At 54.6% G+C, this 26614-nt stretch carries 25 protein-coding genes; 11 read left to right on the top strand and 14 right to left on the bottom strand.

Annotated elements, in window-relative coordinates; translation table 11 throughout:
• Positions 1-210: 210 nt before the first annotated feature.
• Positions 211-1623 (top strand): extracellular solute-binding protein, encoded by a 1413-nt coding sequence (locus AC3Y2E_RS16420; RefSeq protein WP_379212154.1) that lies wholly within the window; start codon positions 211-213, stop codon positions 1621-1623.
• Positions 1624-1963: 340 nt separating this feature from the next.
• Here AC3Y2E_RS16420 and AC3Y2E_RS16425 read toward each other — a convergent pair whose 3' ends face one another.
• A complete protein-coding gene (locus AC3Y2E_RS16425; protein WP_332071897.1) occupies positions 1964-2335 on the bottom strand; it encodes an O-methyltransferase in 372 nt (123 codons plus the stop codon).
• Between the two features lie 682 nt (positions 2336-3017).
• A complete protein-coding gene (locus tag AC3Y2E_RS16430; RefSeq protein WP_379212156.1) occupies positions 3018-3242 on the bottom strand; it encodes a hypothetical protein in 225 nt (74 codons plus the stop codon).
• A gap of 209 nt (positions 3243-3451) precedes the next feature.
• On the opposite strand from AC3Y2E_RS16430, the gene AC3Y2E_RS16435 reads away from it, so the two are divergent.
• On the top strand, positions 3452-4711 hold the full coding sequence (locus AC3Y2E_RS16435) for a methyl-accepting chemotaxis protein (protein ID WP_379212158.1): 1260 nt from the start codon (positions 3452-3454) through the stop codon (positions 4709-4711).
• Between the two features lie 729 nt (positions 4712-5440).
• On the opposite strand, the gene AC3Y2E_RS16440 is transcribed toward AC3Y2E_RS16435, so the two are convergent.
• A complete protein-coding gene (locus AC3Y2E_RS16440; protein ID WP_379212160.1) occupies positions 5441-7231 on the bottom strand; it encodes a M3 family oligoendopeptidase in 1791 nt (596 codons plus the stop codon).
• A gap of 153 nt (positions 7232-7384) precedes the next feature.
• Here AC3Y2E_RS16440 and AC3Y2E_RS16445 point away from each other — a divergent pair, with 153 nt between their 5' ends.
• The 3 genes from AC3Y2E_RS16445 to AC3Y2E_RS16455 all read left to right on the top strand — a co-directional run bounded on the left by AC3Y2E_RS16445 (position 7385) and on the right by AC3Y2E_RS16455 (position 8973).
• Positions 7385-7567 carry a YycC family protein gene (locus AC3Y2E_RS16445; protein ID WP_190925818.1) on the top strand — a complete coding sequence of 61 codons (183 nt, stop codon included), beginning with the start codon at positions 7385-7387 and terminating at the stop codon, positions 7565-7567.
• A complete protein-coding gene (locus tag AC3Y2E_RS16450) occupies positions 7564-7800 on the top strand; it encodes a hypothetical protein (RefSeq protein WP_332071892.1) in 237 nt (78 codons plus the stop codon). The genes AC3Y2E_RS16445 and AC3Y2E_RS16450 overlap by 4 nt, the downstream gene beginning before the upstream one ends.
• 72 nt (positions 7801-7872) lie before the next feature.
• Positions 7873-8973 carry a GGDEF domain-containing protein gene (locus AC3Y2E_RS16455; RefSeq protein WP_379212163.1) on the top strand — a complete coding sequence of 367 codons (1101 nt, stop codon included), beginning with the start codon at positions 7873-7875 and terminating at the stop codon, positions 8971-8973.
• Between the two features lie 170 nt (positions 8974-9143).
• Here the strand turns inward: AC3Y2E_RS16455 and AC3Y2E_RS16460 are convergent, their stop codons facing one another.
• Complete coding sequence (locus AC3Y2E_RS16460) at positions 9144-9812, bottom strand: DUF2225 domain-containing protein (RefSeq protein ID WP_379212245.1); 669 nt, start codon at positions 9810-9812, stop codon at positions 9144-9146.
• 90 nt (positions 9813-9902) lie between these two features.
• On the bottom strand, positions 9903-10289 hold the full coding sequence (locus tag AC3Y2E_RS16465) for a globin domain-containing protein (RefSeq protein WP_332071889.1): 387 nt from the start codon (positions 10287-10289) through the stop codon (positions 9903-9905).
• Between the two features lie 446 nt (positions 10290-10735).
• Between AC3Y2E_RS16465 and ylbJ the strand changes: the two genes are divergently transcribed.
• Both ylbJ and AC3Y2E_RS16475 read left to right on the top strand, forming a co-directional pair.
• Positions 10736-11965, top strand: coding sequence for a sporulation integral membrane protein YlbJ (gene ylbJ, locus AC3Y2E_RS16470; RefSeq protein WP_379212165.1), 1230 nt, complete (start codon positions 10736-10738; stop codon positions 11963-11965).
• A 239-nt stretch (positions 11966-12204) separates the two neighbouring features.
• The gene (locus AC3Y2E_RS16475; RefSeq protein ID WP_190925837.1) at positions 12205-13011 is read left to right on the top strand and encodes an NAD kinase; all 807 of its coding nucleotides are present in this window, start codon (positions 12205-12207) and stop codon (positions 13009-13011) included.
• A gap of 217 nt (positions 13012-13228) precedes the next feature.
• Here the strand turns inward: AC3Y2E_RS16475 and AC3Y2E_RS16480 are convergent, their stop codons facing one another.
• The 7 genes from AC3Y2E_RS16480 to lipA form a co-directional block, all read right to left on the bottom strand.
• Complete coding sequence (locus AC3Y2E_RS16480) at positions 13229-13678, bottom strand: carboxymuconolactone decarboxylase family protein (RefSeq protein WP_190925839.1); 450 nt, start codon at positions 13676-13678, stop codon at positions 13229-13231.
• 206 nt (positions 13679-13884) lie between these two features.
• Complete coding sequence (locus tag AC3Y2E_RS16485; RefSeq protein WP_190925841.1) at positions 13885-14328, bottom strand: OsmC family protein; 444 nt, start codon at positions 14326-14328, stop codon at positions 13885-13887.
• Positions 14329-15183: 855 nt separating this feature from the next.
• Positions 15184-15507 (bottom strand): acetyl-CoA acetyltransferase, encoded by a 324-nt coding sequence (locus AC3Y2E_RS16490; RefSeq protein WP_379212169.1) that lies wholly within the window; start codon positions 15505-15507, stop codon positions 15184-15186.
• A 62-nt stretch (positions 15508-15569) separates the two neighbouring features.
• Positions 15570-17810 carry a methyl-accepting chemotaxis protein gene (locus AC3Y2E_RS16495; RefSeq protein WP_379212171.1) on the bottom strand — a complete coding sequence of 747 codons (2241 nt, stop codon included), beginning with the start codon at positions 17808-17810 and terminating at the stop codon, positions 15570-15572.
• A 341-nt stretch (positions 17811-18151) separates the two neighbouring features.
• A complete protein-coding gene (locus AC3Y2E_RS16500) occupies positions 18152-19168 on the bottom strand; it encodes an efflux RND transporter periplasmic adaptor subunit (RefSeq protein ID WP_379212173.1) in 1017 nt (338 codons plus the stop codon).
• Between the two features lie 30 nt (positions 19169-19198).
• Positions 19199-19828 (bottom strand): YutD family protein, encoded by a 630-nt coding sequence (locus tag AC3Y2E_RS16505; RefSeq protein WP_379212175.1) that lies wholly within the window; start codon positions 19826-19828, stop codon positions 19199-19201.
• A 36-nt stretch (positions 19829-19864) separates the two neighbouring features.
• Entirely contained in the window at positions 19865-20773 is a 909-nt protein-coding gene (gene lipA, locus AC3Y2E_RS16510) for a lipoyl synthase (protein ID WP_190925849.1), read from the bottom strand.
• Between the two features lie 375 nt (positions 20774-21148).
• Between lipA and larE the strand changes: the two genes are divergently transcribed.
• The 3 genes from larE to larC are packed head-to-tail and all read left to right on the top strand — an operon-like array spanning position 21149 to position 23812.
• The gene (larE, locus tag AC3Y2E_RS16515) at positions 21149-22015 is read left to right on the top strand and encodes an ATP-dependent sacrificial sulfur transferase LarE (RefSeq protein ID WP_379212178.1); all 867 of its coding nucleotides are present in this window, start codon (positions 21149-21151) and stop codon (positions 22013-22015) included.
• Complete coding sequence (gene larB / locus AC3Y2E_RS16520) at positions 22012-22791, top strand: nickel pincer cofactor biosynthesis protein LarB (protein WP_379212180.1); 780 nt, start codon at positions 22012-22014, stop codon at positions 22789-22791. The genes larE and larB overlap by 4 nt, the downstream gene beginning before the upstream one ends.
• 7 nt (positions 22792-22798) lie before the next feature.
• On the top strand, positions 22799-23812 hold the full coding sequence (gene larC, locus AC3Y2E_RS16525) for a nickel pincer cofactor biosynthesis protein LarC (RefSeq protein ID WP_379212183.1): 1014 nt from the start codon (positions 22799-22801) through the stop codon (positions 23810-23812).
• A 107-nt stretch (positions 23813-23919) separates the two neighbouring features.
• On the opposite strand, the gene larC2 is transcribed toward larC, so the two are convergent.
• Positions 23920-24516 (bottom strand): nickel pincer cofactor biosynthesis protein LarC2, encoded by a 597-nt coding sequence (larC2, locus tag AC3Y2E_RS16530; protein WP_379212185.1) that lies wholly within the window; start codon positions 24514-24516, stop codon positions 23920-23922.
• Between the two features lie 114 nt (positions 24517-24630).
• On the opposite strand from larC2, the gene AC3Y2E_RS16535 reads away from it, so the two are divergent.
• Positions 24631-25638, top strand: a complete 1008-nt coding sequence (locus AC3Y2E_RS16535; protein ID WP_379212248.1) for a M23 family metallopeptidase — start codon at positions 24631-24633, stop codon at positions 25636-25638.
• 200 nt (positions 25639-25838) lie between these two features.
• Here the strand turns inward: AC3Y2E_RS16535 and yunB are convergent, their stop codons facing one another.
• On the bottom strand, positions 25839-26573 hold the full coding sequence (gene yunB, locus AC3Y2E_RS16540) for a sporulation protein YunB (protein WP_379212187.1): 735 nt from the start codon (positions 26571-26573) through the stop codon (positions 25839-25841).
• Positions 26574-26614 lie beyond the last annotated feature (41 nt).

Here is a 26614-nt window from a genome sequence, read left to right on the forward strand (position 1 = left end):
TTCGGAACCGACTGTATTTTGTTAAAACTGATGTACAACTTGATGTATATTTTTCGCTTTTATCATAACTACGAGCTTTGAATGTGTCAATTGTTATTTTCCAGTGCCAAATTCCCTTCATTTCTACCCCATATACATCAGTCTGCTGTACTTTTTGTTTTACTTCCGGTATGATGGACTTGAAATTGTCTACGGAAAGGTTTTGAGCTGATGAACGATTCCGACAAGCCAAGCCGCAAAACGTTCGGCACCCGTCTGAAATCCATGATCGACAGCCTGCGTTCGGAGATAGGAAGAGGCGCGTACGGCCCCGGAGACTACCTCCCTTCGGAAAAAGCGTTGACCGAGAAGTACGGGTTAAGCAACAAATCGGTCCGCAAAGGGCTTGACATCCTTGTGGAGGAAGGCCTTATCGTCAAGCTCGACCGGATCGGGAGCAAAGTTACGGAGAAGGTCCCTGCCGGCGCCGCCACACTGACCCTCGGCTATCACAGTTCCATCGAACGGGATATCGGACTGGCCGCTTTGCTGGACGATTTCCGCTCGCTCCACCCGTCTGTCAGCGTCAAGACGTTGCCTATCAAGTCCAGCCCCGACTATATGGACACGTTGAAGGAATATGTCGATAACGGAATGTTCGATGTATTTACGATCAATAATCTCGATTTTCAAAATATGATCGACCGGAACTGGCTCCAGGAGCAACTGCTGGAACAGCTGCCCGCCGACGAGTTGTTGTATCCGTTTGCGCAGGAAGCGTTCACTTATAACGGAGAACTTTACGTGCGTCCCATCATTTTTTCGCCGATCATCCTTGCTTACAACCGGGCTCATTTCCGGGAATCGCAAGTTTCCGAACCGGACGGCGGCTGGACGTGGGCGGAAGCGATCCGGCGCGCGGCGGAGCTGACCGTGCCCGGAGTTCGCCACGGGCTGTACTTTTATTTGCTGTCGGACAACCGATGGCCGGCCTTTTTGCTGCAAAGCGGCATGAAGTTCGGGCAAGGGGAAAACGGCGAAGCTTCGGACGACCTGGAAGGAACGGCGATGCTGGAATGCATTCGTTTGTGCAAAACGATCATCTCCGACCGCTCGATTTTCCCGAGTTATCTGTCCGAGAACAGCGACGACGTCAATGAGCTGTTTCAGCAAGGAAAAGTATCGATGATCATGACGAACTATATGACGATTAACGAGTTCAAAAATACGAATCTCGACTACGATATCTCGCCGCTGCCCTACTCGTACGAGCAGCGCTCGCTCGTCAACGTCATCGGCGTTGCCGTATCCAAGCATTCCAGACATGTCGAAGCGGCTCGACAGCTCGCCGATTATTTCGCCTCGCCGCGGGCCCAGCGCCTCATCCGGGCCGGGACGCTCAGCTTGCCCGTGAGGAAAGAGGCGGCCGAAGCTCCGCTGCAATCCGGCGAAGGGATGAATCGGCCCTCGCGATATTTTCTGTTCCGCGAGATTATGGCATCGTACCGGCTCCACAGCGGACTGAATTTGTCTTACACCGCCTTTACCGCCCTGCGCCAGCTGCTCAAAAAGTATTGGTCCGGGCTGATCGGCGAGGACGAGCTGTGCCGCCGCATTCGCGAAGAGGTTACCGGGCCGCGGTAAAGACTGGCTGCGGTTAAATCGGTATTACTGCGGATTGGGGAGAGGCCACGGACAACTTTCTCACGGCGGGGTTAACACGGGTGTCTTGCCGACAGCGTGTTGGGCTGCTTGGCGGATCGGGCGGTACGACGCCAAAAGGGGCTGCCCCATATTTTTTTGGTGTTCCACCCGGCGCGGCCAGAAATGTACCACAAAAAGACGCTTCCGTCTCCACCTCTACAGTGGTTCGGGAAGCGTCTTTTGCACATAACTGCGGGACCGGCTAACACGCCGACGCCCTTTTGGAACAGTTCCACAGCTTACTCTTACTCTGAGATATGATTAATCGGAATAACGGAAATTAGTTCGTCTGGCGGTACAGCAAATTCGACATATTGTAGTTCGATTCGAATTGTACGCTTGCGCAAAGCTTGTTCTGGCGGACGGTGAAGTCGAAATTGATCTCACCGTGCGTCCAGCTTGTTTTGTACTTCAGTGCCTCCATCGACATTTTCTGCAGCGAACGCTGCTGAATATCGGACAGACCGGACGATTGCGGTTCAACCTTTCCGTCCGCTCCTTCGAAAGGCAGATGACGAATCCCAAATTTTCCGATAATGTTATTGCGAATTTGTACGAAAATGGTCCCGGAGCATAGTTGGGAAAGCTCTGGCTGCAGTTCTTTAAACACCATGTCCAGCTGCCGGGACAGTGACAGCTGATTCGAAATCATAAATTCCCTCCTTTCTTTCAATAATATGACATTTGGTGTAATTTATGTGGGTCTTACGTCTCATTATAATCACCTTCTTCTCCTTTTTCAACAACAATTTACAAAATAAACCACGATATTTAGTATATTGGTCCTAACGATGCGAAATTTGTAACAAAATCTTATAACAAACGATCGGAACTTGCAGTAAGAAATGGGTTAGTGGAAGACATAGCGATCCGATCGTTGACCTTCCCGGGTCAGGTCAGTCCTCTTTTCGTGCCTCTCTTCATGCCTCTCTTCATGCCTTTCTTCGCTCCTCCCTTCCGTCTCTCTCCTGCCCGTTTGAAGTTAAGAGCGGTTTGGGCCCCTTATTAGAGCACTTCCGTCTTGAAGCTGGAGATGAAGAGCGGTCTGTACCTCTTATTCCTGCCGGTTCGGTGGAATATCGTGGCTTGAGGATATTAGAAGCTGCAAGCATCAGATCGGATTTTCAAACAAATAAGGGGTACAAATCACTCTTACCCATAAAGGTACCTACCGGCGCGATCATTGCCCATCCTCTCTCCTTTCCGAAAGAAGCAATCGCGGTAGCTTCGCCACCACAAAGATGCGGCGAAGAACCGGGATACTCGGATGAAACGCGCAAAAAACCCGCTCCAGCAAAGGACGGGTCTTCCTGTGTATATATGGCGTTCCGGACTCAGCGGCCGAACGGGGTGTAGGCTTCCTTGTGCATCTCCAGCACTTTGGAGATCGGGATTCCGGTCTTCTCGTGCACTTCCAGGACGGTGCTTCGCGGATTCGATTTCAAATAGTCGCGCATCGTAAAATAGTATTCGTTATGTTGAAGCTGGCAAGCCTCGCAATAGGTCCGTTGTTGTCGGATATACAGCTTCCCGCAGCTTTTGCAGTTGTCGAGCGGCATTCGCGTCTCCCTCATTTCCCCGCGTGGTACGTATAACTTTCGCAGCATTTCGCTAAAATTCGGGGGTCCTTATGATTATTATAGTACGCTCCGCTCCGCCGGGTAGAGTACTTTTACCCATTCGAAATAAGACAATAGACCGATAAACACCCGTCATGCTATAATCAGAGTCATCCGTACTAATATATGGGAAATGGGGTCGAATCATCGTGAACGTTTTCCACAATTTATCATTCAAAAGGAAGCTGCAGCTCGGCTGCTATACGATCGTCGCGGTTTTCTCGCTTCTGACACTCGTGTTCGCCTCGATGTCGGACGTTTCGCTGGTCAGTTCGCTGCTGATCCTGCTCGTACTGATCGGCGCCAGCATTCCTTTCATCAGCTTTCTGGAGAGAGCGCTTACAGGACCGATCGAAAGCATCTCCCGGGTAGCCCTCAACATCGCCAAGGGCGACTTTTCCATGAAAGTTCAAGTCGATTCCAACGACGCGCTCGGCGAGCTCGGCAAAACCTTCAACCAGATGATCGACAAGCTGCGGGGCATCCTCAACGAAACGACGACCATCACCCGTTCTGTAGTCGATACGAGCCGCGAAGGAAGCGATAAGAACAGGCAACTGAAGGATGTTATGACCCAGGTCACGCAATCGGCCAACGAACTTGCGTCCGGCTCCAGCAAAATTTCCGAGGAGATTACGTACATCTCTTCCGCAATCAAAGATATCGAAGTTAAAGTAACCGTTTACACCGGCTCTACCAAAGAAATGAACGACAAGTCCGAAGCGATGATTCGTCTAGTGGAGCAAGGCCAGCGGGCAGTCGTCAGCCAGGGCGAAGGGATGAAGCGCAACGTCGAGGCGACGGCAACCGTATCCGAGACGATGGACCGTCTCGCCGAGCAGGCGAAAGGCATCTCCCGGATTACCAAAACGATCTCGGAAATCGCCGAACAGACGAACCTTCTCTCGCTGAACGCTTCGATCGAAGCGGCCAGAGCCGGCGAGCACGGCAAAGGTTTTGCCGTCGTTGCCCAGGAGGTGCGCCAGCTCGCGGAGGAAGCGACCTCCTCGACGAAGGAGGTGTTCGGACTCGTCCGCAGCATCGACGACGGCATCGAGCTCGCTCTCCGCCAGATGGCCGACAACCAGGAGATCGTGCAGATGCAGACGACCTTGATCCACGAGACGGAAGCCATATTTGCGCAAATCGTAGTCAGCATTGAATACATAGCGGAGACGATCGCCCAGTTCGCCCGGGAAAGCGACCGGATGCTCGAAAGCGCCAGCCTCGTGTCGGCTACGATGGAGAACATCGCTGCAATCACCGAGCAATCCGCAGCAGGCACGGAACAAGTATCCGCCTCGATGAACGACCAGATCTCGGTCGTCGACGCGCTGGTCACCCAATCCGAACGACTGATGCAGACGGCCGGACAGCTCCAGCGCACGATTCAAATATTCAAAATTTAAATGTCAGGCCGGAAAGAAGGGGCTGTCTCCAAATCTTGCAAATTTTCGAACCCCACTTAGAACCGAGCGCGGGAGACTTCTGCCACTTATAAAGCTTCTACTTACCGGAAGTTTTATTTCCGTTATCTGAAGGACGATGCAGGAAAACGGCGCATAGCGGAACATTTAGTTCCGTTATTTTCAGCAAAACCGTCTATTTCACCCCAGAAAACCGAAATAACGGAAACGATCCTTCCGCTATAGCATGAGAATGACGTACTTTGTGGAAATAACGGAAGTCACACTTCCGCTACTCGATGGCGACCGTTGAGTATGCCCAATCTGTGATCAAAAACGCTATTCAAGTTTCGCAATCTAAAAACACAGGGCGGTCCGTCTGCGTTCCCACGGCTCCGCCCTGCTGGTTATGTCCGACTGCTGCTTGTCTTACCCCTGCCTTGACTGCCTTCTCCTGGCTTGCCTGTCTTGCCTGCCTTGCCCTGGCTTGCCTGCCTTGTTCTGTCTTGCCCTGGCTTGCCTGGCTTGCCCTGGCTTACCTGGCTTGCCCTGGCTTGCCCTGGCTTGCCTGTCTTGCCCTGGCTTGCCTGTCTTGCCTGCCTTGCCTTGCCCTGCCCTGTCTTGCCTGCCTTGTTCTGTCTTGCCCTGGCTTGCCCCGCCTTGCTCTACTCTCTTCCGCTCGAATCTACTTCGTACCGCTCCGCCTCATCCTGAGCTCCGTACGACAAAGAGCTACTCCGTCATGCGCAGGAACTGTTCTACATCAGCGACCGCCAAATCAACCGCGCTTTGCCAGAAGTCCGGCTGCGTCAGATCGACGCCCAGATGTTTGGAGGCAAGCTCCTCCACAGTCATGCTGCCAGTATCGCGAAGCAGCGCGATGTATTTGTCCTCGAACGCTGCACCCTCGCGCTGAGCGGCTGCATACAGTCCGGAGCTGAACAAGTAGCCGAACGTATAGGGGAAATTGTAGAACGGGACGCTCGTTATGTAGAAGTGAAGCTTCGACGCCCAGAAGTGCGGGTGGTATTCCCCTAACGCATCCTTGTAGGCGCGGCGCTGCGCGCTTTCCATCATCTCGTTCAACTTCTCGACGCTGACCAGCCCTTTTTGACGTTCCTCATAAAACTCCGTCTCGAATAAAAAGCGGGCGTGGATATTCATAAAAAACGCCACCGAGCGCTGAATCTTATCTTCCAGCAAAGCGAGCCGCTCCTCGTCACTCGAAGCCTGCTTGACAGCGGCGTCGGATACGATCATTTCGGCAAATGTGGATGCCGTCTCCGCTACGTTCATCGCATACTCCTGGGCAAGCGCCGGCATGTCGTTCATCACGTGCTGATGGTACGCGTGTCCGAGCTCGTGAGCGAGCGTCGACATGTTGGAAGCGTTGTTCGCATACGTCATGAAGATTCGGGTCTGGCCCTTGATCGGAAATGCGGTACAAAATCCGCCCGGACGTTTCCCCGGCCGGTCCTCCGCTTCAATCCACCGTTCCTCGAACGCCTGCACGGCAAAATCGGCCATCTTCGGGCTGAATTTACGGAACTGCTCGATGATCAGATTCGCCGCCTGTTCGAACGTAATCTCATTGGCCGCTTCTCCGACAGGTGCGTCTACATCGTGCCAGGACAACGTTTCCAGGCCGAGCAGCTTTGCCTTGCGGTTCAAATAGCCGACGAACACGGATTTGTTCCGGTCGATCACGTCCCACATGACCTGAAGCGTCTTCGCGGACATCCGGTTAATATCCAGCGGTTCTTTCAGAATCGATTCCCATCCCCGGTGCTTGTAAGTCTGGATGCGGAAGCCGGCAAGCCGGTTCAGCGCGTCCGCCGAGAAATCGGCCGATTCGCCCCACGCGTTCTCCCACAGCGAGAACATCCGGGTACGAACTCCGCGGTCGCCGCTGCTTAGCTTATTGGCCGCCTGGCCGGCGGACAAATAAACGGTCTCTCCCTTTTCCTCGAACGGGATTTTGAGATGGCTGACGACCGTGTTGTACGCCTCTCCCCATCCATGGTACCCATCCACGGCCAAGTCCGCGATCAGCGACTCCTGCTCGGGCGGCAGCTTCTCCTTGGCGCTCTGGCGGCGTTCGTCCAGCGGGAACGCGATCGCAGCGAACGTTTCCGATTGCAGCAGCCGGGCCCAGCTCTCGTCCGGAACGCGCTGAAGCAGCTCGTCGAACCGAGTCAGCACCGAAGTATATGCAGCGCCGATCGAGGTGATGCGTCCGTTCAACTGCACCGCTTTTTTGTCGGACTGGTTCTCCGCGGCGAGACAGCTGACGAACGAATCGGCTTCGCGGAGCATAAGCGTCACCTGCTGCAACTGCTCGACCAGAGCCGCCAGCGTGTCCGCATCAGGGGCTTCTTCACGGCCGGATACGGCAAGTACCTTCGTACGGAACTCCTCTACATTCCGCTCCATCCGCTCAAGGAACGACGCGAATTCGGGAGAGCCGCTTCCTCCCGGAAAAAAGACATCCAAGTCCCATACCAAGCTGTACGGTTGTGCCATCGCGATCTCACCTTTCTTCATCGGATATGACAACATTAAACCATACTTCCTTGAAATAATGAAACGCAAAACTAGTCGAGAACTGCCCCGATCTGATGTATAATGGGTACAGCACAGCAAAAAAAAGCCAAAAGACCTCTGGAGGAATGACCTTTGAGACCGCTGCAAATATCGCCCGATACCGCCGTTAAGCTTGCGAAAGCTTTGAACGTGCCGCTAGAGAGGCTTATGCATATGCCCCAGCACATCTTAATCCAAAAGCTCGCGGAGCTGTCGCGCAGTGAAACCGGCAGCCCGGACGAATCTGCGTCCGGGACATCCGATAAAGACCAATGATTCCATTTGAGAATACGCTGCCTTACGAAACGATTCAGCAGGACGTTTACTTGATCGAATGCCCGTACTGCGGCGAGCGCAACGTGCTTCTCCCGCTTAAGGCGGAGCATCTGGAGACGATCCGCGAAGGACGCAAGCGGCTGATCGTCTTTCCCTGCTGCCGGGAGCAGATAACCGCCGTAAACGCCGATCGCGATTACTTGCTGGCCAGCCGTCCGATCCGGCGGCGCTAATTGCCGGCCTGAAGGCGATCGGGCCGTTATCGTTTTTCCGTACATGTATGCAGCCCATCAGGAGCGATTAGCATGAACGAATACCTCATACCGGTAACGAACTCCTGTACCTTGATTGCTTTAAGCTACGTCGCGCTGAAGCTGCGTACCCGCGTATTGGGCGGCATGAACGAAATGATTCTCGTTCCCCTGTTCACCGGGTGTTCCTCGATCCTCATGATGCTGCTTCCGATCCCGACTGATCTGATCATCCAGGATCTCCGGTATATTCCGATCATGATGGCAGGCTTGCGGTTAGGCTTGCCGCTTGCGCTGCTTTCCGTCATTCCCCCGGCGATCTTCACGTTGTATTTAAACGAGCCGTACGTGCTGTACGAGCTTCTGCACGGACTGCTGTTGCCGGCGCTCATCAGCTCCTTCCTGCACCAGAAGGAGTACCGGGCAGGTTTCGAGCGGATCCGGCTATCCGTCGCGGTCAAATTAGCGGTGCTGCTGTTTGCCGTCAAAGCGGTCGGAGGTTATTTGGTCCTGACCGGGCTCCGCCCCGATTATTTATGGATGAACGGGTACATGTTCGCAGTTACGCTGGCTTGCCTGATCGTACTGATCGCCATGCACAACGAGGAGAACAAAAGCTGGCTCATCCAAAGGCAGCTCGAGCTCGAAGCGAACCAGGACCGGTTGACCGGCTTGCCGAACTTACGAAGCTTTCTGGAGATCGCCGACCGGACGCTGCGCAAAAGACGACTCGGCATTTTGATGATCGACATCGATAATTTCAAAAATTTCAACGACTCACTCGGACATTTGCAAGGAGACAAGCTGCTCCGCGAAGCGGGACAACTGCTGAGGGCGGCGATCGGGGAGAAAGATTACATCGCCCGGTACGGCGGGGAAGAATTCATCGTCATGTGCGATTCGATCGACAGAGGCTTGCTCAGTTACTTGGCGCACAAGCTGTGTCACACGACAGCCGAGTATCCATTCGTCGGCCGGGAAGTGCAGCCCGGCAAAGCGATCTCCATCTCGATCGGAATCGCCGTAGCGGACCGCGCGGGCGACGACCTGTACCAACTGATCGCCGAAGCCGACCAAGCTTTGTACGAATCCAAAAAAAAGGGAAAAAACCGCTACTCGTTATACGAAGGACGCGAGGCTACCGTCCGCTACTGATAAACCCTGTCCGGAAAAGAACGGAACCGGCAGGGTATTTTGCATGCTGCCGTCCAGATATTTACTTTCCAAGAAACAGGAAAACCTCCCGCCACTAGATCGGCAAAGGAGGTTTCTTTGTACACATTCAGACATTCCGCCCGACGGCTACCCGGTAAAAATGCGACCGCTTAACTGCTGCCCTGCTTCATTTCCTCCGGCAGCTCCATCTGGGCCGCCAGCATATCTTCCCGCGTCTGCACCCATTGCTCCCGGGAAGCGCGGATCATAGCCGCATCCATAATACTTTTATCGTTGATCACTCGCCCGAACCATAAGACGGCCTTATGATAGTTGCCGAGCCTCCGGTTGATTTCCCCGATCAGATACATCAGGCGCGCGTTATTGACATCCGTGCCTTCGACCTCGTACACCCTCACATACGCATCCAGAGCAAACTGCAAAAAGCGGCTTTCCTGCTCCTTATTCGCCTTATAGCGATACATCCACGCAATATGATGAAGCAGGCCGGCGATGACCCGGTCTTTCTCTCCTTTGATCTGCGCGCATAAGAGTGCCAGCTTGTAGGATTGCAGCGCTTCGTTCCAGTCGCGTTCGCCGGTCAGATCCAGCGCGTTCCAGTTGCGTCCGAGCTTCTCGTAATAGTCGCTTTTGTGCTTCGCGGTCATACTCTCCGAGAAACTTTCCGAAAAAGAAAATCCGCAGTAGGGGCATACGCGGACGACATAATAATCCGGATTGACCGCCTTGTAGTGAATGCAGAAGTCGCTATCGGTCACGGTCGCCTTCTTGAAACTGGGACGCACTCTCGACGTATTGAACGGCTGCTCGCAGCACATGCACGTTACATTTATGGAAAACAGGGGCTCCAGTTCCGACACTGAACCGACATCCTTTCTCGGCCGATACCGACACGATTGTTACACAGCTTATGAATTGACGAAATGGTAGGCCGGCGCCTTCAGCCGTTCGAGAACGAATTCCTGCAGCTCCGGCTCGAGGCCGACCTCGGCAAGCGCCTGCTTCATGCAGCCCAGCCATGCGTCGGCCCGCTCGGGCGTAATGGCGAAGTGCATATGTCTGGCTCTCATCATCGGATGACCGTACTCATCGGAAAACAATTGGGGGCCGCCAAAAAACTGCGTCAAAAACATATATTGCTTCTCCATGACCGGTGTGATGTCTTCCGGAAAAAGCGGTCCGATATCGGGATGAGCTTGTACTTTCGGATAAAACGCTTCGACCAGCCGACGGACTGTATCCGCTCCGCCAATCGCTTCGTATAAGGATTTTCTCCCACTATTCTGCGGATTCATATGCGTCACCTGTCCTATGTTTATCCTCTAAATTATACACCAAGCAAACAAAATGGCGCCAACTTATTTTTAAGCGGCGCCATGCGTTTTAACCGGCTTAAGACCGGATCGTTAATTGTCAATGTCTTCCTCGGCCGAGCTCATGAGCGTCTCCTTGATGACAAAAACGAAGGCGCATACAATTAATCCGGTGACAACACTCATCATATCGCATCACTCCGTCTTTATTTTTTTTTAGTTTACCATATCCGGTCCGAAATATCAGCCCTTTCCTAAAAAAATGAATCCGTTTTCAACTCGATTTGTCCCTGCATGTCCTCAAGATTCGAAACATAAGTATGTAGAAGCGCGGCGTAAGACGACGGTGAAGACAGGATGCTTCTTCCCTTCTCGTCCCTGGCCGCCTTTTATCTAAAACCAGCGAATGGCAAGGGATGTGTGCGGATATGGTATCGGCTCGAGTCTGGAAGACGGCGGGGATGGCGGCTTGTTTAGGCACGGTAGCGTTACTGATGACCTTGTATCCGGGTCCGTCGCTAACTGCCGCGCTTCGCGGGTTGTCGATCTGGTGGGATATTTTGTTTCCGGCTCTGCTGCCGTTTTTCGTTATTGCGGAGCTGATGCTCGGCTTCGGACTCGTGCATTTTTTCGGAGCGCTGCTCGATCCGATGATGCGCCCTCTGTTCCGCGTCCCGGGTATCGGCGGCTTCGTTATGGCGATGGGGTTCGCTTCGGGTTATCCGGTCGGGGCTAAATTGACGGCCCAGCTGTGGGAGCAGCGGTTTGTTAACCGGGACGAGGGAGAAAGGCTCGTCGCCTTTACGACGACTTCCGATCCGATCTTTCTGATCGGAGCCGTATCGGTCGGTTTTTTTCACGACGTCGGACTAGCGGTTATCCTTGCGGTCGCCCATTACGGCTCGGGCATCGCACTCGGCCTGCTGATGCGGTTTCACGGCGGCAAAACGCAGACGGCCGCCGTTGAGATCGGGTCCGGCCGCTTTTTGTTATGGCGCGCCATGCAGGCGATGCATCAGGCGCGGCTGCGTGACGGACGGTCCTTCGGCGAGATGCTGCGGGATGCGCTGCAATCGTCGCTGAAGCTGATTCTCGTCGTAGGCGGGCTCGTCGTATTTTTTTGCGTCGTTCTGGAAGTGTTAACGAAGTCGCATATTATGAACGGCTTGTACCTTGGAATCGATGCCGTTCTGCAGCTTGTTGCCTTCCCTCCGGAGCTGTCCCAGGCGATCGTAAACGGCTTGTTCGAAGTAACGCTGGGCGCCAAATCCGCCGCCGGCGCCGGAGTTCATCTCACGCTTATGAGCAAAGTGGCAATTGCCGCTTTTATCTTGTCCTGGAGCGGACTGTCCGTGCACGCTCAAGTCGTCAGTCTGCTGAGCCGGACCGACCTGCGCTACGGCCCGTTTGTTATCGCCCGGCTGCTGCACGGCCTGATGGCGGCCGCGCTCGTATTCGTCCTGTGGAGACCGCTGTCCTCGGCCGGGTCCGCCTTTGCAGCGGCCGTTCCGGCATTCTCGCCCGCTGACGGGTTTTACCCGGCTATACCTTTTCTGTATTCCATATCGGGCTTGCTGTTTGCAGGGTGCATGGGTGTCATCGGGATTTTGTTCCTCCTCTACCGTTGTTTTCGTCCGCTCATTCGCGGAAGACATTAGATCCGCTGTGCGCCTTCTGTTTCCGGCATTGTTTTGTATGCCGATATTGATTATGATGAAGAAGACATGCTTACGTGCCGGCTTTGCCTTCGGCAAAGCTCTGTAGTTGCTTACGATGCCAGCTTTGCCTTCGGCAAAGCTCTGTAGTTGCTTACGATGCCAGCTTTGCCTTCGGCAAAGCTCTGTAGTTGCTTACGATGCCAGCTTTGCCTTCGGCAAAGCTCTGAGGAGGATGACGAGTGAAGTACAACGTAGTGAATCGCGGCGACGAAACGTCCGTCCGAACCAAAGACCGGTTTCACGAGCTGGCCGCAGCGTCCGGTCTGACGCTCGATCCCGACTGCCCGGACATCGTCGTGTCCATCGGCGGCGACGGTACGATGCTGCACGCGTTTCACTTATACGCAGACCGGCTGGATCAAACCTCCTTCGTCGGAATTCATACCGGGCATCTCGGTTTTTACGCCGATTGGAAGCCTAAAGAATTTGAAACGCTTATCCAGCATATGGCCGCTGATTCCTCTGAACCGATCCGTACCGTCAAATACCCGATCGTGGAAATCCAGATCACGACCGGACAAGGAACAGAGACGTACTTGGCGCTTAACGAATGTACGCTCAAAGGTGTAGAAGGAACGCTTGTCGCCGAGCTTCGCATTAACGACGAGCGGTTCGAGATGTTCCGCGGCGACGGCATCTGTATCTCCACCCCCACGGGAAGTACTGGTTACAACCGGAGCTTGAACGGAGCTATCCTGCATCCGTCCCTGGAGGCGGTGCAGATTGCCGAGATGGCTTCGCTGAACAACCGCGTGTATCGCTCGCTCGGCTCGTCGATCGTTTTGCCGAAGCATCATCATTGCGACATTTATCCGAAACCGGGTCAAAAAATATTGTTTTCGCTGGACCATTTGAACATGCAACTAACCGACCTGGTCTCGATCCGCTGCATGGTTGCGGACCGGAAGGTCAGCTTCGTGCGGTACCGCCCTTTTCCGTTCTGGAACCGGGTGAAGGAAGCGTTTATCGGGGATATTGTGGAGTAAACAAAAGCTTAACGAATCCTGCGTAAGCGGGGAAAACGGGCGGTCCCCAACATGTTCACATGACCGACCGGGAACGTCCCGAACCCCATAGAAAGGACCTCAACATCCACTGTAACGGTGGAAGCTGAGGTCTTTTTCTCGAGGAAAATCAGTTTAAATGAGCTCAATAATCGCAAAATGACTTCGGGCCAGTCTCTTCTTGCTGTGTGCTCTGCCGTTACGGGTTGTACGTTCCAGGAATCATCCGGGTCGTGACCGCGATCCGGTTCCAGGCGTTAATCGTCACAATCGCCATAATAATCTGCGCCAGCAGATTCGGCTCGAAATGCCGGGCCGCTTCCTCGTACACGTCATCCGGCACATGGGTATCGGCCAGCAATGTGACTGATTCGGTCAAAGCTAGCGCCGCACGTTCCTCCGCGGTGAAAAACGGAGTTTCCCGCCAACCGTTCAAGGCGTAGATCCGCTGTTCGGTCTCGCCGTATTTGCGGGCATCCTTCGTGTGCATATCGATGCAAAACGCGCAGCCGTTTATTTGCGAAGAGCGGATTTTGATCAGTTCGAGCAGCGACACCGGAATCGAGCCCGACCGGATATAACGCTCCAGCCCGCTCATCGCCTCATAACCTTTAGGTTCCAGTTGTTGAATGTTCATACGTTGATTCATCGCAAATCCCTCCGTCATATTAGTTTCATCCACATGACGAGTGAGCATTCCGATTTGTGACAAGTGCAGCCGAATTTATTTTTTACAAAAGTTTACATAAGGAGTCCATGCCGTAACTCGAAAAAAATGCGCCAAATAGGCGCATGCGAGGAAACCTGCAACGGACGACCGGCCCCCTCAGGAAATCGGCCGGCTGTATGTACGTCTCAATTTTCAATTACGATGCCGCTTAATTTCAAATTAACCGGGTTGGCAATGGTGTCTCCAACCGGGCATGTCTTCTCCAAAAATTCAACGAATTGCTCCACTCGCTCGCGAGGGGCGTCGGTCTTGATGTGGAACGTGTAGCGGATATCCGAATATCCTTTGCGGACATCGGATTTATTGAAAAAGCCGTCCAAATCGAGATCGCCTTCCAGCTCCACCCAGAAATCGTCGAGCTTCACATCAAACTTTCTGGCGTATACGCGGGCCACGATCGATTGGCATGCGCCCAGTGCGCCAAGCACCGCTTCCACCGGATTCATGCCGGTATCCGTGCCACCCAAGCTTTTCGGCTCGTCAATCGTCAATTCAAAATTTCTCGAGCGTACCTTTACGACTACTCCTTCTTGCAGATGCGCGGTCGCTTTAAATGTTTCTACTGCCATTTCTCTCAGCTCCTCGTTCGGGGTGTCCATCCATTACTCACATAATATCACATAATTCCTATATTGTTAATCGGAATTATCAAGGATCGGCAATTTCTTTTCAACTTGCCTCTCGGTTACTTCCAAGATTCGACAACAGGTAGCCTTTTCCTCCTAACGCCCTCCCCTTCCTGTGACGAATATTCAAACATAACGAGACACGCTCCGCCATGCCACGCTCCACCATGCCACGCCCCCCCTTGATGAGCTTAGGCGTCCATACGAGCCTTTGACGTGCAACCCCATACGATTGTGCGCGGGAGGGAACGGTACCTTAAGCGCCAGCCACTCGTAATGAGATTGTTTGTAAGGTCACAACCGGACTTCAGATGCGGCCCGTAAACAACTTTCTTGCGAACCAATCGGGTTCGGCGACGCAGAGACGAAGGGAATACGGGCAACAAGCTATCAGTTAAGCCTGAACTACACAACATAAGAGTCTCTGGCGAGACTGTCGATTCATTGTGGACAACCAAGTGGAAAGGGAAAAGATTACCTTCTGGCGAGTTTTGTCTGGAATCCCCTACCTTACAATCCTTATTCAATCAAGGGATTCCGGACAACCTGTTTGAGCAGAAGAAGGTAACTTTTCACTTGGAACGGTCTGCTAACACTTCTACACAATGAATCGACAGGCTCTCTGGCATCCTCTATTTTTGGCATATGGAGGTGACGGAGACGAATAGAGGCGGTTTGAACCCCTTATTTCAGCCAACTGGTTTATGTATCCGGACAAAAGGCGCCCCGCATAATCGCAGGACGCCCTATCATCAGACTAACGACGGCTGTGAATGCTGCATACACGCTCCTTATAGGCTACGTATAAAGTAGTGTAATAACCAGCAGCTCATACAGCACCAGCGGCAGTATGACATTGTTGTACGCCGCTTGCTGCTGCCACGGATTGAACCATTGGCGCTGATAACCGCCGTGAGCCGGTACCGCCAAATATAAATAGCAATCGTCAATATTTACAATCATACCCTCATGTACATGTCCCGCAGCCGTCTGGACGCGGACAGGATGGTTTATATAGTGCCTCCCCATCTCATGGATCCGGTCGCACACGTTCTTGGCAGACTGGATGAAGTTCGGGTCCGCTTGGTACAAAACAGGCTGCTGTACAGGTTCGCTCGACATGAAACATATCCCTCCGTTTCATCTTCTCGCTCCTATCCTATGCAGATGCCTATACGGTGGTGTCAGTTCGCCTGAAATACTTTGAGCGCACTGCGCAGCTCGTCAGCCAGCTGCTCCAGCTGCTGCCCGGTCCGTACCAGCTCTCCTCCCGACTCGTGCTGGTCGCGAATGAGCGAAGCGACGTTCTCCGTGGCCGCCGTCGACTCTTCGGATACGGCGCTTACCTGCATCATCGTGCCGGCCAGCTCGGCCTGCGCCTCCATCGAGAACTGGAGCGATTCCCATACGCGCTGGAAGCTGTCCATAAACTGCTGCATCGACGTCTCTACGTGGCGGAACGTATCCTGCGACGAACGGGATATATCGCTCTGCCGCTGAAAGATCGGAAGCGATTCGGCTACCAGCTTGCTAGTGGCCGTCATCTCCGCCTGAATGTTCTCAATGACCGACGCCACGGAAGCGATCGATTCCTTCGACTGGTTCGCCAAGCTGCGAATTTCGCCTGCGACGACCATGAACCCTTTGCCCGCCTCACCGGCCGAAGCGGCGACGATCGAAGCGTTCAGCGACAAAATGTTGATCTGCTTCGAAATATTGCCTACGATATCCAGAATGACGGAGATCGATTCCGTCCCGGCTTGCAGACGGCCCATATTGTCCACAAGCGAGGATACGACCCGCTCCGCTTCTTTATTATGACGCGACAGCTCCTCGATCGCATCCGCGCCGGTCTTACTGGATTGCTCGACCTGATGCGAGATGTCCTTCATCTCGCGGTTCACCGCCATCACTTCGTCCAACCGGTTCGACATCTCGCCGGTGAGCAGACTGCTCTTCTCCGCATCCTTCGCCAGACTGTCCGCTCCGGATGAAACCTCGTTCATCGCAATCGCAATCTCGCCGGAGGCGTCCTGCGACCGCTGAACGAGTCCGTTAATCTGGACGGTCGCCTGCATCAGCCGGTCGGCGGATTGTCCCGTCTGCGCTACGATGCTGCCGATCCGTTCCATCATGCTGTCGAAGCTGCCGCTGACGGAACCGATCTCGTCACTGCGGTGCATGTTCAGCCGGACGTTCAGATCGCCCTTCTCCGCCTGGCGCATCTTCGTAACGGCCAGCAGCAGCGGCCGTCCGATCGTCTGAAAGCCCCATAAGCCAAGCAGCAGCGCCAGCAGCACCCCACCGATCAGCAGAGCAAACATGCCATTGCGAATCGACTTCGCATCCTCCAGCAATCTTTCTTGCGGAATGGCGCCTACCAGCGTCCAATCCGTATTCTCAAGCGGTTTCGAGAAGACGAGGTGCGATCCGTCACCTCCTTCGCTCCCGAGCGGTACGGCCGCAGACTGTCCGAACTCGACGCCTTCGCGGTTGGAGAACAAATTCTCGCCGGAGTTGCGGACCAGATGAATGTCCCCGAGTCCGCCAAAATTGATCGGCTTCAGCAAATTTTCAAAAAAGCCCAACTTGTATTCGATGACCAGCACATCCGACCATTTCTGGTCCTCTGCACTCCAGAACGATTTGGCTACCGCGAACAGCCGCGTCTCTTCCTCGGCGATCAGCAGCGAGCCTTTCCTAGGAGGCAGGTAGACGTTTTTCCCTTTCGCCTTGATCGCTTCCGAAGCCCACTCGGAATCGTACAGCGCGTCCGTCCGCGTCTTGCCGGTGCTGCTGAACATCTGGTTCTCTCCGTTAAAACGGACGATTCCGATCGAAAACACCATGTCGGCATTCGTCATCGCGTAGGCGGATATGTAGGCATTAATCGAGTTGTCGAGCTGGCTTTTCAGAGCGTTCAGCTCGTTATACCTTGGCTGCAAGGAGCTTTTGCGCTGGGAAGCTCTGGCGATATCGTCATTCAGCTTGATCCGGTCCTTGGATTCGGTCAGCTTTCCCGCCTGGGAAGACTTCTCGGCGATCTCCGCGTCAAGCGCCTTGATCTGCTCGATCAATTGTTTATATTCCTTCGCCTCCGGTTCGGTTTGAGGCTCGAGATTGCGCCGGTCCTTGGTCATGAACTGGTTTTTGTCCGCGTAGATGGCCAGTTGATTAAACGTCCCGTCCATCACCTTGAACCAGCGGTCCGAGTTGCTCGCGGCATCTTGAACGACCTGCTCCATGTTGGAGCCCACCTTGCGTGTCAGCGCATCGGACGATATCCGGTACGCGATCCAGCCGGCCGCGGCGCACGTCAGTACGATGCTGGCCAAAAAAGCGGCAAACAGCTTAAATCCGATCGAACGATACCACCCCGCTTTTCCGCGAATCGTCCGGATCGCTGCGATTGTCTTGCCGATCATCCCTATACCCCCAATTGGCTTATAAAATGGACGGCTTACCGTTTCTTGCGTGCGGTGAATAAGCGGCCGTATAATACGGACTGCAGCGGAAACTGACGCAACAGGTGTAAGCCCTTTCAATTATTGTAATGGAATATTTATGAATTTCGTGTGATTTTTTCGACAAATATTCCGCTTTTTCATCACAAATTGACCGTTTGCAGGTTGAAATGCCTATTCGGATCATTCACCTCTATGAAAAAGCATGATCCGACGGAATTACGTTCTCCGCATCCGGGACACGAAAACACAAAAAATAAGCTTAAGGACTTGAGTCCTTAAGCTTACTTGCCGCCGATCTGTCAATTGTTCAAAATAACCTGCTGGCCGGGTTTGAGCCCCTTGCGGATCTCGGCCTCGGTAGCCGTCTCCAGTCCTCTATCCACGTCGACCTCTTTGCGGGTATCCCCATCCTTGACGTGGACGAAGTATCGTCCCTGATAGGAGCGAAGACCAACCCGCGGGATTACGATGACATTATCTTTGCGATCCGTCACGATCGACATCTCCGCTTGCGTGCCGAAGCTCGCGGGAGGCGGATTGTCGAATCCGATCAGGATCGAGCGCGAGTTTTTCTGGGATTGCGTCACATTGTCGGTATACGGGGCGCTTCTCGGCGTCTGGATCACTTTGCCCTTGTAGATCGTGCCGCCGTAGTCGACCTCCGCCTCCATGCCGTTTTCGATCGAGGATAAGTCGCCCGCAGACTGGACCGAGTACATAAACAGCAGGTTGTTCGGATCAGATATGCCGACTACGCTTTTGTAAGCTGTAACCGAATCGCCCGGCTTCATGAAGTCGAGAAACGTAATGACGCCCGCTTGCTCGGAGGTCAGCTTCGTGCGGGCCAGATTCGCTTCCAGCCCTCGGAGCTTCAGCTCCTCAACCTCTTTGTTTAAGCCGGCCAGCCGCAGCTTCTCAGGGTCCCGGGCCAGCTTCGCCTGCTCCAGCTGATCTTCCGCCTTTGCCAGTACAAGCATCTGTTCGACGATCTTCATTTTCATATCGCCCGGGTCAAGTTCGAGCAGGACGTCTCCCTTTTTCACGGAATCGCCGAGCTTGATCGGGATCGCGGACAGCCTGCCGCCTACGGGATACTGGTGGAACTTCGTATCCGCCGGAACGAACACGCCCGTCCCCCGCACCTGCTTCACGATGGAGCCGTTTTTGGTCTCGTAAAGATCTTCCTGCCGTTTGACCGGCTTGAGCAATTCGGGCTTCTCCTGCGGCTTCGCATTGACATACGTGCAGCCGGTCTGAACCGCCGCAAGCGCTCCCAACAACAGCCAAGTAAAAACCCGTCTTTTTGTGTCCGACAAGCTACTCGCCCCCCGACAATCGTTCGCTCGTTACTGCTTCGGCTGGGAACGCTCCTGGCGCTCCCGGTTGTGCCGCTCCTGCCGCTCGTGACGTTCCGGCTGCCCGTTACGCTCCGCGCGGGCTGCGCGCTCCTGATGTCCGTGACGCTGATCCTGACGTTCTCTGCGCTCCGGCCGTTCCGGCCGCTCCTGGTTCCCGTGGCGTTCGTGACGTTCTGCTTGTCCGTGACGCTCCTGGCGCTCATGACGTTCCTGGCGCGGCGGGTTGTGCCGGGAGTGATTCGCTTCGTGCTGCGGATTCGGCTGCTGTGCCTGGGAGGCTCCCCCCGGGAGGGCAGCCTCCTGCAGTTCGGGCGCTACCGGTTGAGACTCCCCGGGAGCCGATTTGCCCGGCATTTTGCGCAGGATGAAGTAGGCGCAGCCGAAGTTGCAGTATTCGTTTAAATAATCGTGCATGCTGGAGACGCACGTATCTTTGTTGCCGTTTTTGTTCGATTCCTTGAAAAAGCCTTTCAGCCGCAGCTGGTTGTATCCCCAATCGCCGACGATATAATCGTAGCGCTCGAGCACTTCGCTGTAGCGGTCGCGGAACGCTTCGAAGTTGTATCCGTTCCGGTTCTCCTGCACAAGCTCATATGTTTTGCCGCCGATATGAATCAATGGATACGCCTCCTTGCGCCGGTTTCACGGGTTAGGTTAAGATTGCGCATTCGCCGAAGCGGCCGCATTCGCAGATTGGACCTGGGAGTGAGCATGGTAGGAGCTGCGCACGAGCGGACCGGATTCCACATGGCGGAAGCCCCGCTTCATGCCTTCTTCCTTCAGCGCGGCAAACTGCTCCGGCGTGTAATATTCCATAACCCTCAGATGCTTTTTGGTCGGCTGCAAATATTGGCCAATCGTCATAATATCGCAATCGACGGCGCGCAAATCGTCCATCGTCCGCAAAATCTCGTCCCAAGTCTCCCCGACGCCAAGCATGATGCTGGACTTGGTCGGAATGGACGGATACATCTTCTTGGAGCGGGCCAGCAGCTCCAGGGAACGCGGATATTTGGCCTTCGACCGGACGCGGTCGGACAAGCGCTCCACCGTCTCCATGTTGTGGTTCAGGATGTCGGGCTTCGCATCCAATACGACTCGCAGCGAATCTTCATTGCCGAGAAAGTCCGGAATCAGCACTTCAACCGAGCAAAACGGCAAACGTCTGCGAATGGCGCGAATCGTCTCCGCGAAGATGGAGGCTCCTCCGTCCGCCAGATCGTCCCTAGCTACCGACGTGACGACGCAGTGGCGCAGTCCCATCTGCTCGGCCGCTTCCGCTACGCGTTCCGGCTCCTGGAGATCAAGCTCTGTCGGCAAGCCCGAGTTAACGGCACAGAACCGGCAAGCCCGGGTGCAAATATCGCCCAGAATCATAAAGGTAGCCGTACGGTTCGCCCAGCATTCGTGGAGGTTCGGACATTTGGCTTCTTCGCATACGGTATGAAGCGTCTTGGAGCGCATCATATCTTTGAGTTCTTTGACATTATCGTAATCGTCCCCGGTAGGCAGCTTGATTTTGAGCCATTCCGGTTTGCGAAGCACGGGTGGTTTGGTCGACATATGGATTCCTGCTTTCCGTTTGGTTAAGATCCTTTCGGGAAAATCGCCTCCCGAGCCGGACCGCTTGCAAAAATTCGCCCATGGACGGGCGGACTCTGCAAGTATTATACCACGAAAGCGGCAACAATCCACGCCGGACTATCGCTTACGTTCCCATTGTATCGGACAGAGAATGGAAATTCAGGAGCAAACTTGTTGGAAAAGGTGTCGATTTGTTCGATGATGCGACCCGAGCCTCCCCAGGACAGAGGACACCTCTTCCTTTTTCCGGCGACAGGTTTCGGGAATACCCCGGTTGTGATACACTTTATAATAGAAAGATCAGGCAGCGGTGCCGAACGCAAGAGCAGCGGTGCCTTGGGGGAGGGAAACCGGATGGATACCGGATTACTACTTAAACAAAAGGATGAGAAGCTTGGCGCCATCCTTCGAGATATGGGACGCGTTCTAATCGCTTTTTCAGGCGGCGTGGACAGCACATTCGTCCTGAAGCGGGCGCATCAGGAGCTGGGCGATCAGGTGCTGGCCGTTACGGCGGCATCGGAGACGTTCCCGACCCGGGAGTTCAACGCGGCTATGCATTTGGCCGAGGAGCTCGGAGTCAGATTGCACAAGACGGAAGTGAAAGAATATGAGAATGCGTCGTTCGTGGCCAACAACCCCGACCGCTGCTACCATTGCAAGACCGGGCTGTATTCCCATCTGCAGACGATCGCGAAGGAACTCGGCTATCCGTTCATTGTAGACGGTTCCAACGTCGACGATCTCGGCGATTACCGTCCCGGCCTTCAAGCCAAAACGGAGCAAGGCGTGCGCAGCCCGCTGCAGGAAGCCGGGTTTCTGAAAAGCGAAATCCGCGAGCTCTCCAAAGAGCTCGGTTTGCGTACCTGGAACAAGCCGTCGTTCGCCTGCTTGTCCTCGCGCATCCCTTACGGAACGAAGATTGAGAAATATAAAATCGATCAATTGGACGAAGCTGAGGACTTTTTGTACGCTCTCGGTTTCTGGCAAGTGCGAGTGCGTCACCACGATAAGATCGCCCGCATCGAAGTGATGCCGGACGAACTGCAGAAGGTGATCGAGCTGAAGGACAGCATTCACGAGAAATTTACGTCGCTAGGCTTTACTTACGTCGCGCTAGATCTTGCGGGATACCGGACGGGCAGCATGAACGCCGTACTGAAAACGAACGCGGAGCCGGCCGTTTCAGCCGAACCGGTGAAGAAAGAAGCGGTTCAATGATGCAGGTGGAGCACGTTCTCAAGTTACTGAAAGCGGGAGACCTCGAGCTGGAGGAAGCGAAGCGTCAGATCGAGGAGCTAACGCAGGCGGAGGCTTCCGCCAAAATAGACGATCTCGGCTTCGCCCAGCTTGATCTGGAGCGCGAGAAGAGGACCGGGTTTCCCGAAGTCATCTACGGCGAGAGCAAGACGGCGGAGCAGATCGCCGTCATCTTCCAACGGCTGACGGAGCATTCTGACCGGGTGCTCGCCACGCGCGTCGATCCGATCAAGGCCGAAGCTGTGCTCGCCGCCGTGCAGGGAGCGACGTATCATGCTTCGGCGCGGGCGCTCACCTGGTTCAAGAAGCCGATACTGAAAGTGCACGACGGCTACGTCGCCGTCGTATGCGCAGGTACGGCCGATCTGCCCGTGGCGGAAGAAGCCGCGATTACGATCGAATGTATGGGCAGCCATGTGGAGAAAGTATATGACGTCGGCGTTGCCGGCATACATAGGCTGTTCCGCCGTCTGCCGGTCATCCGCGGCGCCAATGCGATCGTTGTGGTGGCCGGAATGGAGGGCGCTCTGGCAAGCGTCGTCGGAGGACTCGTATCCAGCCCCGTTATCGCCGTACCGACCAGCGTCGGCTACGGGGCGAACTTTCAAGGCGTCTCCGCCCTGCTGACGATGCTGAATTCGTGTGCGACCGGCGTTACGGTCGTGAATATCGATAACGGCTTCGGAGCCGGCTACAGCGCAGGACTGATCAACAAAAATATGTCGAAAAGGTCGTGAATGTTCAGTGAGAGTCGTATATTTCGATTGCTTCTCCGGCATTAGCGGCGACATGGCGCTGGCCGCCCTGGTCGACGCGGGAGCCGATCAGGCTTACGTAGAAAGCGAGCTGCAAAAAATCCGCATCGAGCCGTTCGCGCTGGAATGGCGCAGAGTGAACAAAAAAGGCATATCGGCGCTCAAAATGGACGTAACGCTCGACCCGGACCATAAACCGACGGATCACCGCCACTACTCCGACATCGTCCGTCTGATCCAGGCCGCAGGCTTCAACGAGCGCGTCACCGCGCTCAGCCTTGCCATATTTAAGCAAATCGGCATCGCGGAAGGCAAAATACACGGCATTCCGATCGAGAACGTCCATTTCCACGAAGTCGGCGCGATCGATTCGATCGTAGACGTAATCGGCGTTGCGCTGGCTCTCGACTCGCTGCAAGCGGAATACATCTATTGCTCCGCCGTTCCGCTGGGCTCGGGAACGGTCCAGTGCGATCACGGCTTATACCCGGTTCCGGCACCGGCTACGCTCGAGATGATGCGCGGCTTGCCGATCGCCCCGACCGACTATGCGATGGAGATGACTACGCCGACGGGGGCCGGGATCGTGTCGGGCGTCGTAAACGACTTCTCCAAAGGGTTGCCTTCGATGATCGTCGAGTCCATCGGGTACGGAGCCGGAACCCGCGATTTGCCGAACCGGCCGAACGTGCTGCGGGTCGTCGTCGGTACGATGGACAAGTATATCGGGGAATGGAAAGCAAGCCATGCGCATATTCCGGCCGAGCATACGCACGCCCATGAGCATCATCATCATCATCATGACCACGACCACGGGCACCATCACGATCATGAGCATAAACACGAGCATCACAACGATCACGATCACGATCACCATCACCATCATCATGATCATGACCATCATCATGACCATGGCCATCGGCATGGAAAAGGGCATCGTCACGAGCACGATCACGATGATGAGCATGAGCACAAGGGCGAATCCCACTCGCACAAACATTAACAGCGAAGTTTGTTTCCGACTCATACAAGCCTCCGATCCGCTTTAGGCGAATTCGGAGGCTTATCGTTTTCTCCCCTCTGCACGTTGCAGTGCTTTCCCTGGCCGTGTCAGGTATCCGCAGCCGGAGGCTTCAGCCCGGCACATGTCCGGCGCACTTCCTCATAAACCAGCTTCAGCGGCACCCCGTGCCGCTTGGCGATCGCTTCGCATTCCTTGAACTCCGGCGCCGCTTGGACCAGCTTGCCTTTATAGTAACCCAGCTTCACCGAAACCGCTCCCCACTGCGTATCCGCCTGCACGAACTCGCGTCCCAGACGGTGCACGTTCGCCTGCAAATACCGCAGTCCGAGCGTCGTCGTCTCCGTAAAGATTACGTCCTCCATCTGCTCCAGACGTTCCGCGGCAGCCAGCACATTCAGCATAAGTCCGGGACGCCCTTTTTTCATAATAATCGGGACCCAGTATACGTCGTTGGCCCCCGCCTCGAACAGCCGTTCCGTCACATACGAACTGTATTCCGGGTTCATATCGTCGATATTGGCTTGCACGAGCACCATCTGGTCGTCGACATGCTCATTGTGGTGGTGGAACAAAGCGGCACCCTCTCTTTCGCCATTGGCGTTTATCTTCATCGTACCAAACCGGCGCCTCTTCTGTAAATGAACCCGGCCAGCCGCCGATCGCACGAAACCGAATAGCGACATGCAGGAGTGCGCATCCTAACGGAAAGAACAGTCGAAACCCGCAATGAAAGGAGAATAGCGAACTTGAAACGTGCAGGCCGGTTTCAACGTATAACGGCAATCCTGCTCGGCTGGATGCTGTTCCTGTCCCTCGCTTTGCCGGCACCGTCTTCGGCGTCGGCGGAACCACAGGCGGACAAAAAAGCCAGTCCCGATCCCCGAGCGCTGTTTGGAGAACGCAAGCAATTGTTCGAGGAGTTCGATCAAGTAACGGGCATCCCCTGGAACTACTTGGCGGCCATCGATCAATACGAAAGGACGCTCAGTATCGCCAATCCGAAGAAGAGACCGCTCCGCTCGGGGCTGATCGGCATTTATTATACGCAGACGGAGTGGTCGGGAATTGCCAATCCGGAACAGGAGGATACGAATCCGTATTCGATCGCCTTATTCGGGGGCAAGGGGAAGGACGGCTCCGGCGACGGCCTAGCCGATCGGCTGAACGACCTCGATCTGTTATCTACCATGACGTCTTATTTACTTACTTACGGCACGTCCGAGGACGAGATCAAAAGGGCGCTCTGGGAATACTACCGGAATACCCGCAGCGTGGAACGCATTCAGCAGTTTGCAAGCATATACGCCACGTTCGGGAGGCTCGATTTGCACGAGCACGCTTTCCCTCTGCCGCTAAGCTCCAATTACGCCTATCGGGGCACGTGGGGGGCAAGCCGCGGCTGGGGAGGCCACCGGATTCATGAGGGCAGCGATATTTTCGCAAGTCATGGCGTCCCGGTTCGGAGCACCTGCTACGGCATCGTCGAGATCAAGGGCTGGAATCCATACGGGGGCTGGCGTGTCGGACTCCGCGATTTGAATAACGTCTACCATTATTACGCCCATCTGTCGGGGTATGAGAAAAATATCAAGCAGGGCGACATCGTCAAGCCGGGTCAAATTCTCGGCTGGGTGGGCAGCTCCGGATACGGAAAACCGGGGACGCAGGGGAAGTTCCCTCCTCACCTGCATTACGGTCTGTACCGCGACAACGGACAGCGCGAATGGTCGTTCGACCCGTTCCCGTATTTGAAAAAATGGGAGCGCGAAGAACGGCTGCGCGGCAAGCAGAAAACGAACGGGTAGCCGATCCGGCCGTTCCGTGTTTTCCTTTCGCCGGCTTCACAAATAAGAACCTCCAATTTCACATCCGGTACGACATCGATCTGACGCGGCGAATTGACAAGGGCCTGGAAACCAAGTCCTCTCGTCAAGACAACACGATCAGTTTCAGATTACGTACCCGTGGGCTGGAGGTTCTTTCCTGCTCCGGCGACGAGCCCGCCTTATTCCTTTTTGGGTTCTTCCCCCGCCTTCATCGGCGGAATCGCTATCGTTGGCGGAGCCGCCGGCGTTTTGCCGCTCGGGTTGCCTTTGCCGTCGTAATAATACATCGGTACGTCGCCTACGACCATCACATACGAAATCGGAATTTCCGTCTCGACGATCTCCGGCTGCGAATCGAACGGAATGACGATCGAAACCTCTGCGGTTATTTTCATATAAACTTCGACCAGAACCATATTGATGCCCGCCGTTTGCTGACGTGTGCTCAGGTCCACCTTTACGGCGCCGATCGGGGTAAACTTCACCGGCACTTTGGGTCCGAACGAGGCAATAATCGCGCTGTTGAACGCCTGGCCGACCGGCACGTGCTCCGGGATGCTGCCGAGCTCCATCAATAACGTCTGCACCGTGTTGACCGTCTCCGAAGTAATTTTCATATGCTCCACGTAATTCAGCATGAATCCGTTGATTTTCCCGTTTTTATCCATCTGCCAGTCGATGATTTTGTCCAGGCTTTTTCCTTGCGAGATCCGTTCCGTCAGAGCGGCGTTTACCGATTGGGTTACGACCTGCTTGATCCGGAGCTTGGCTACGTGCATAATCGGCGGACGCAAGTTTTTCTCTATATAAATAAACGACTGCAGCGAAAACAAACTAAAGATCAGCATCGCGATAAAAAACGCCCTACGCTTCGACTGCTTGGTCGGCCGGCTCCGCCATCTGCGCTTGAGCATATGCAGCGTGTTCCCCCGATTCCTTGAATATGAAACGATGC

This window comes from Paenibacillus sp. MAH-35 (assembly GCF_058135425.1).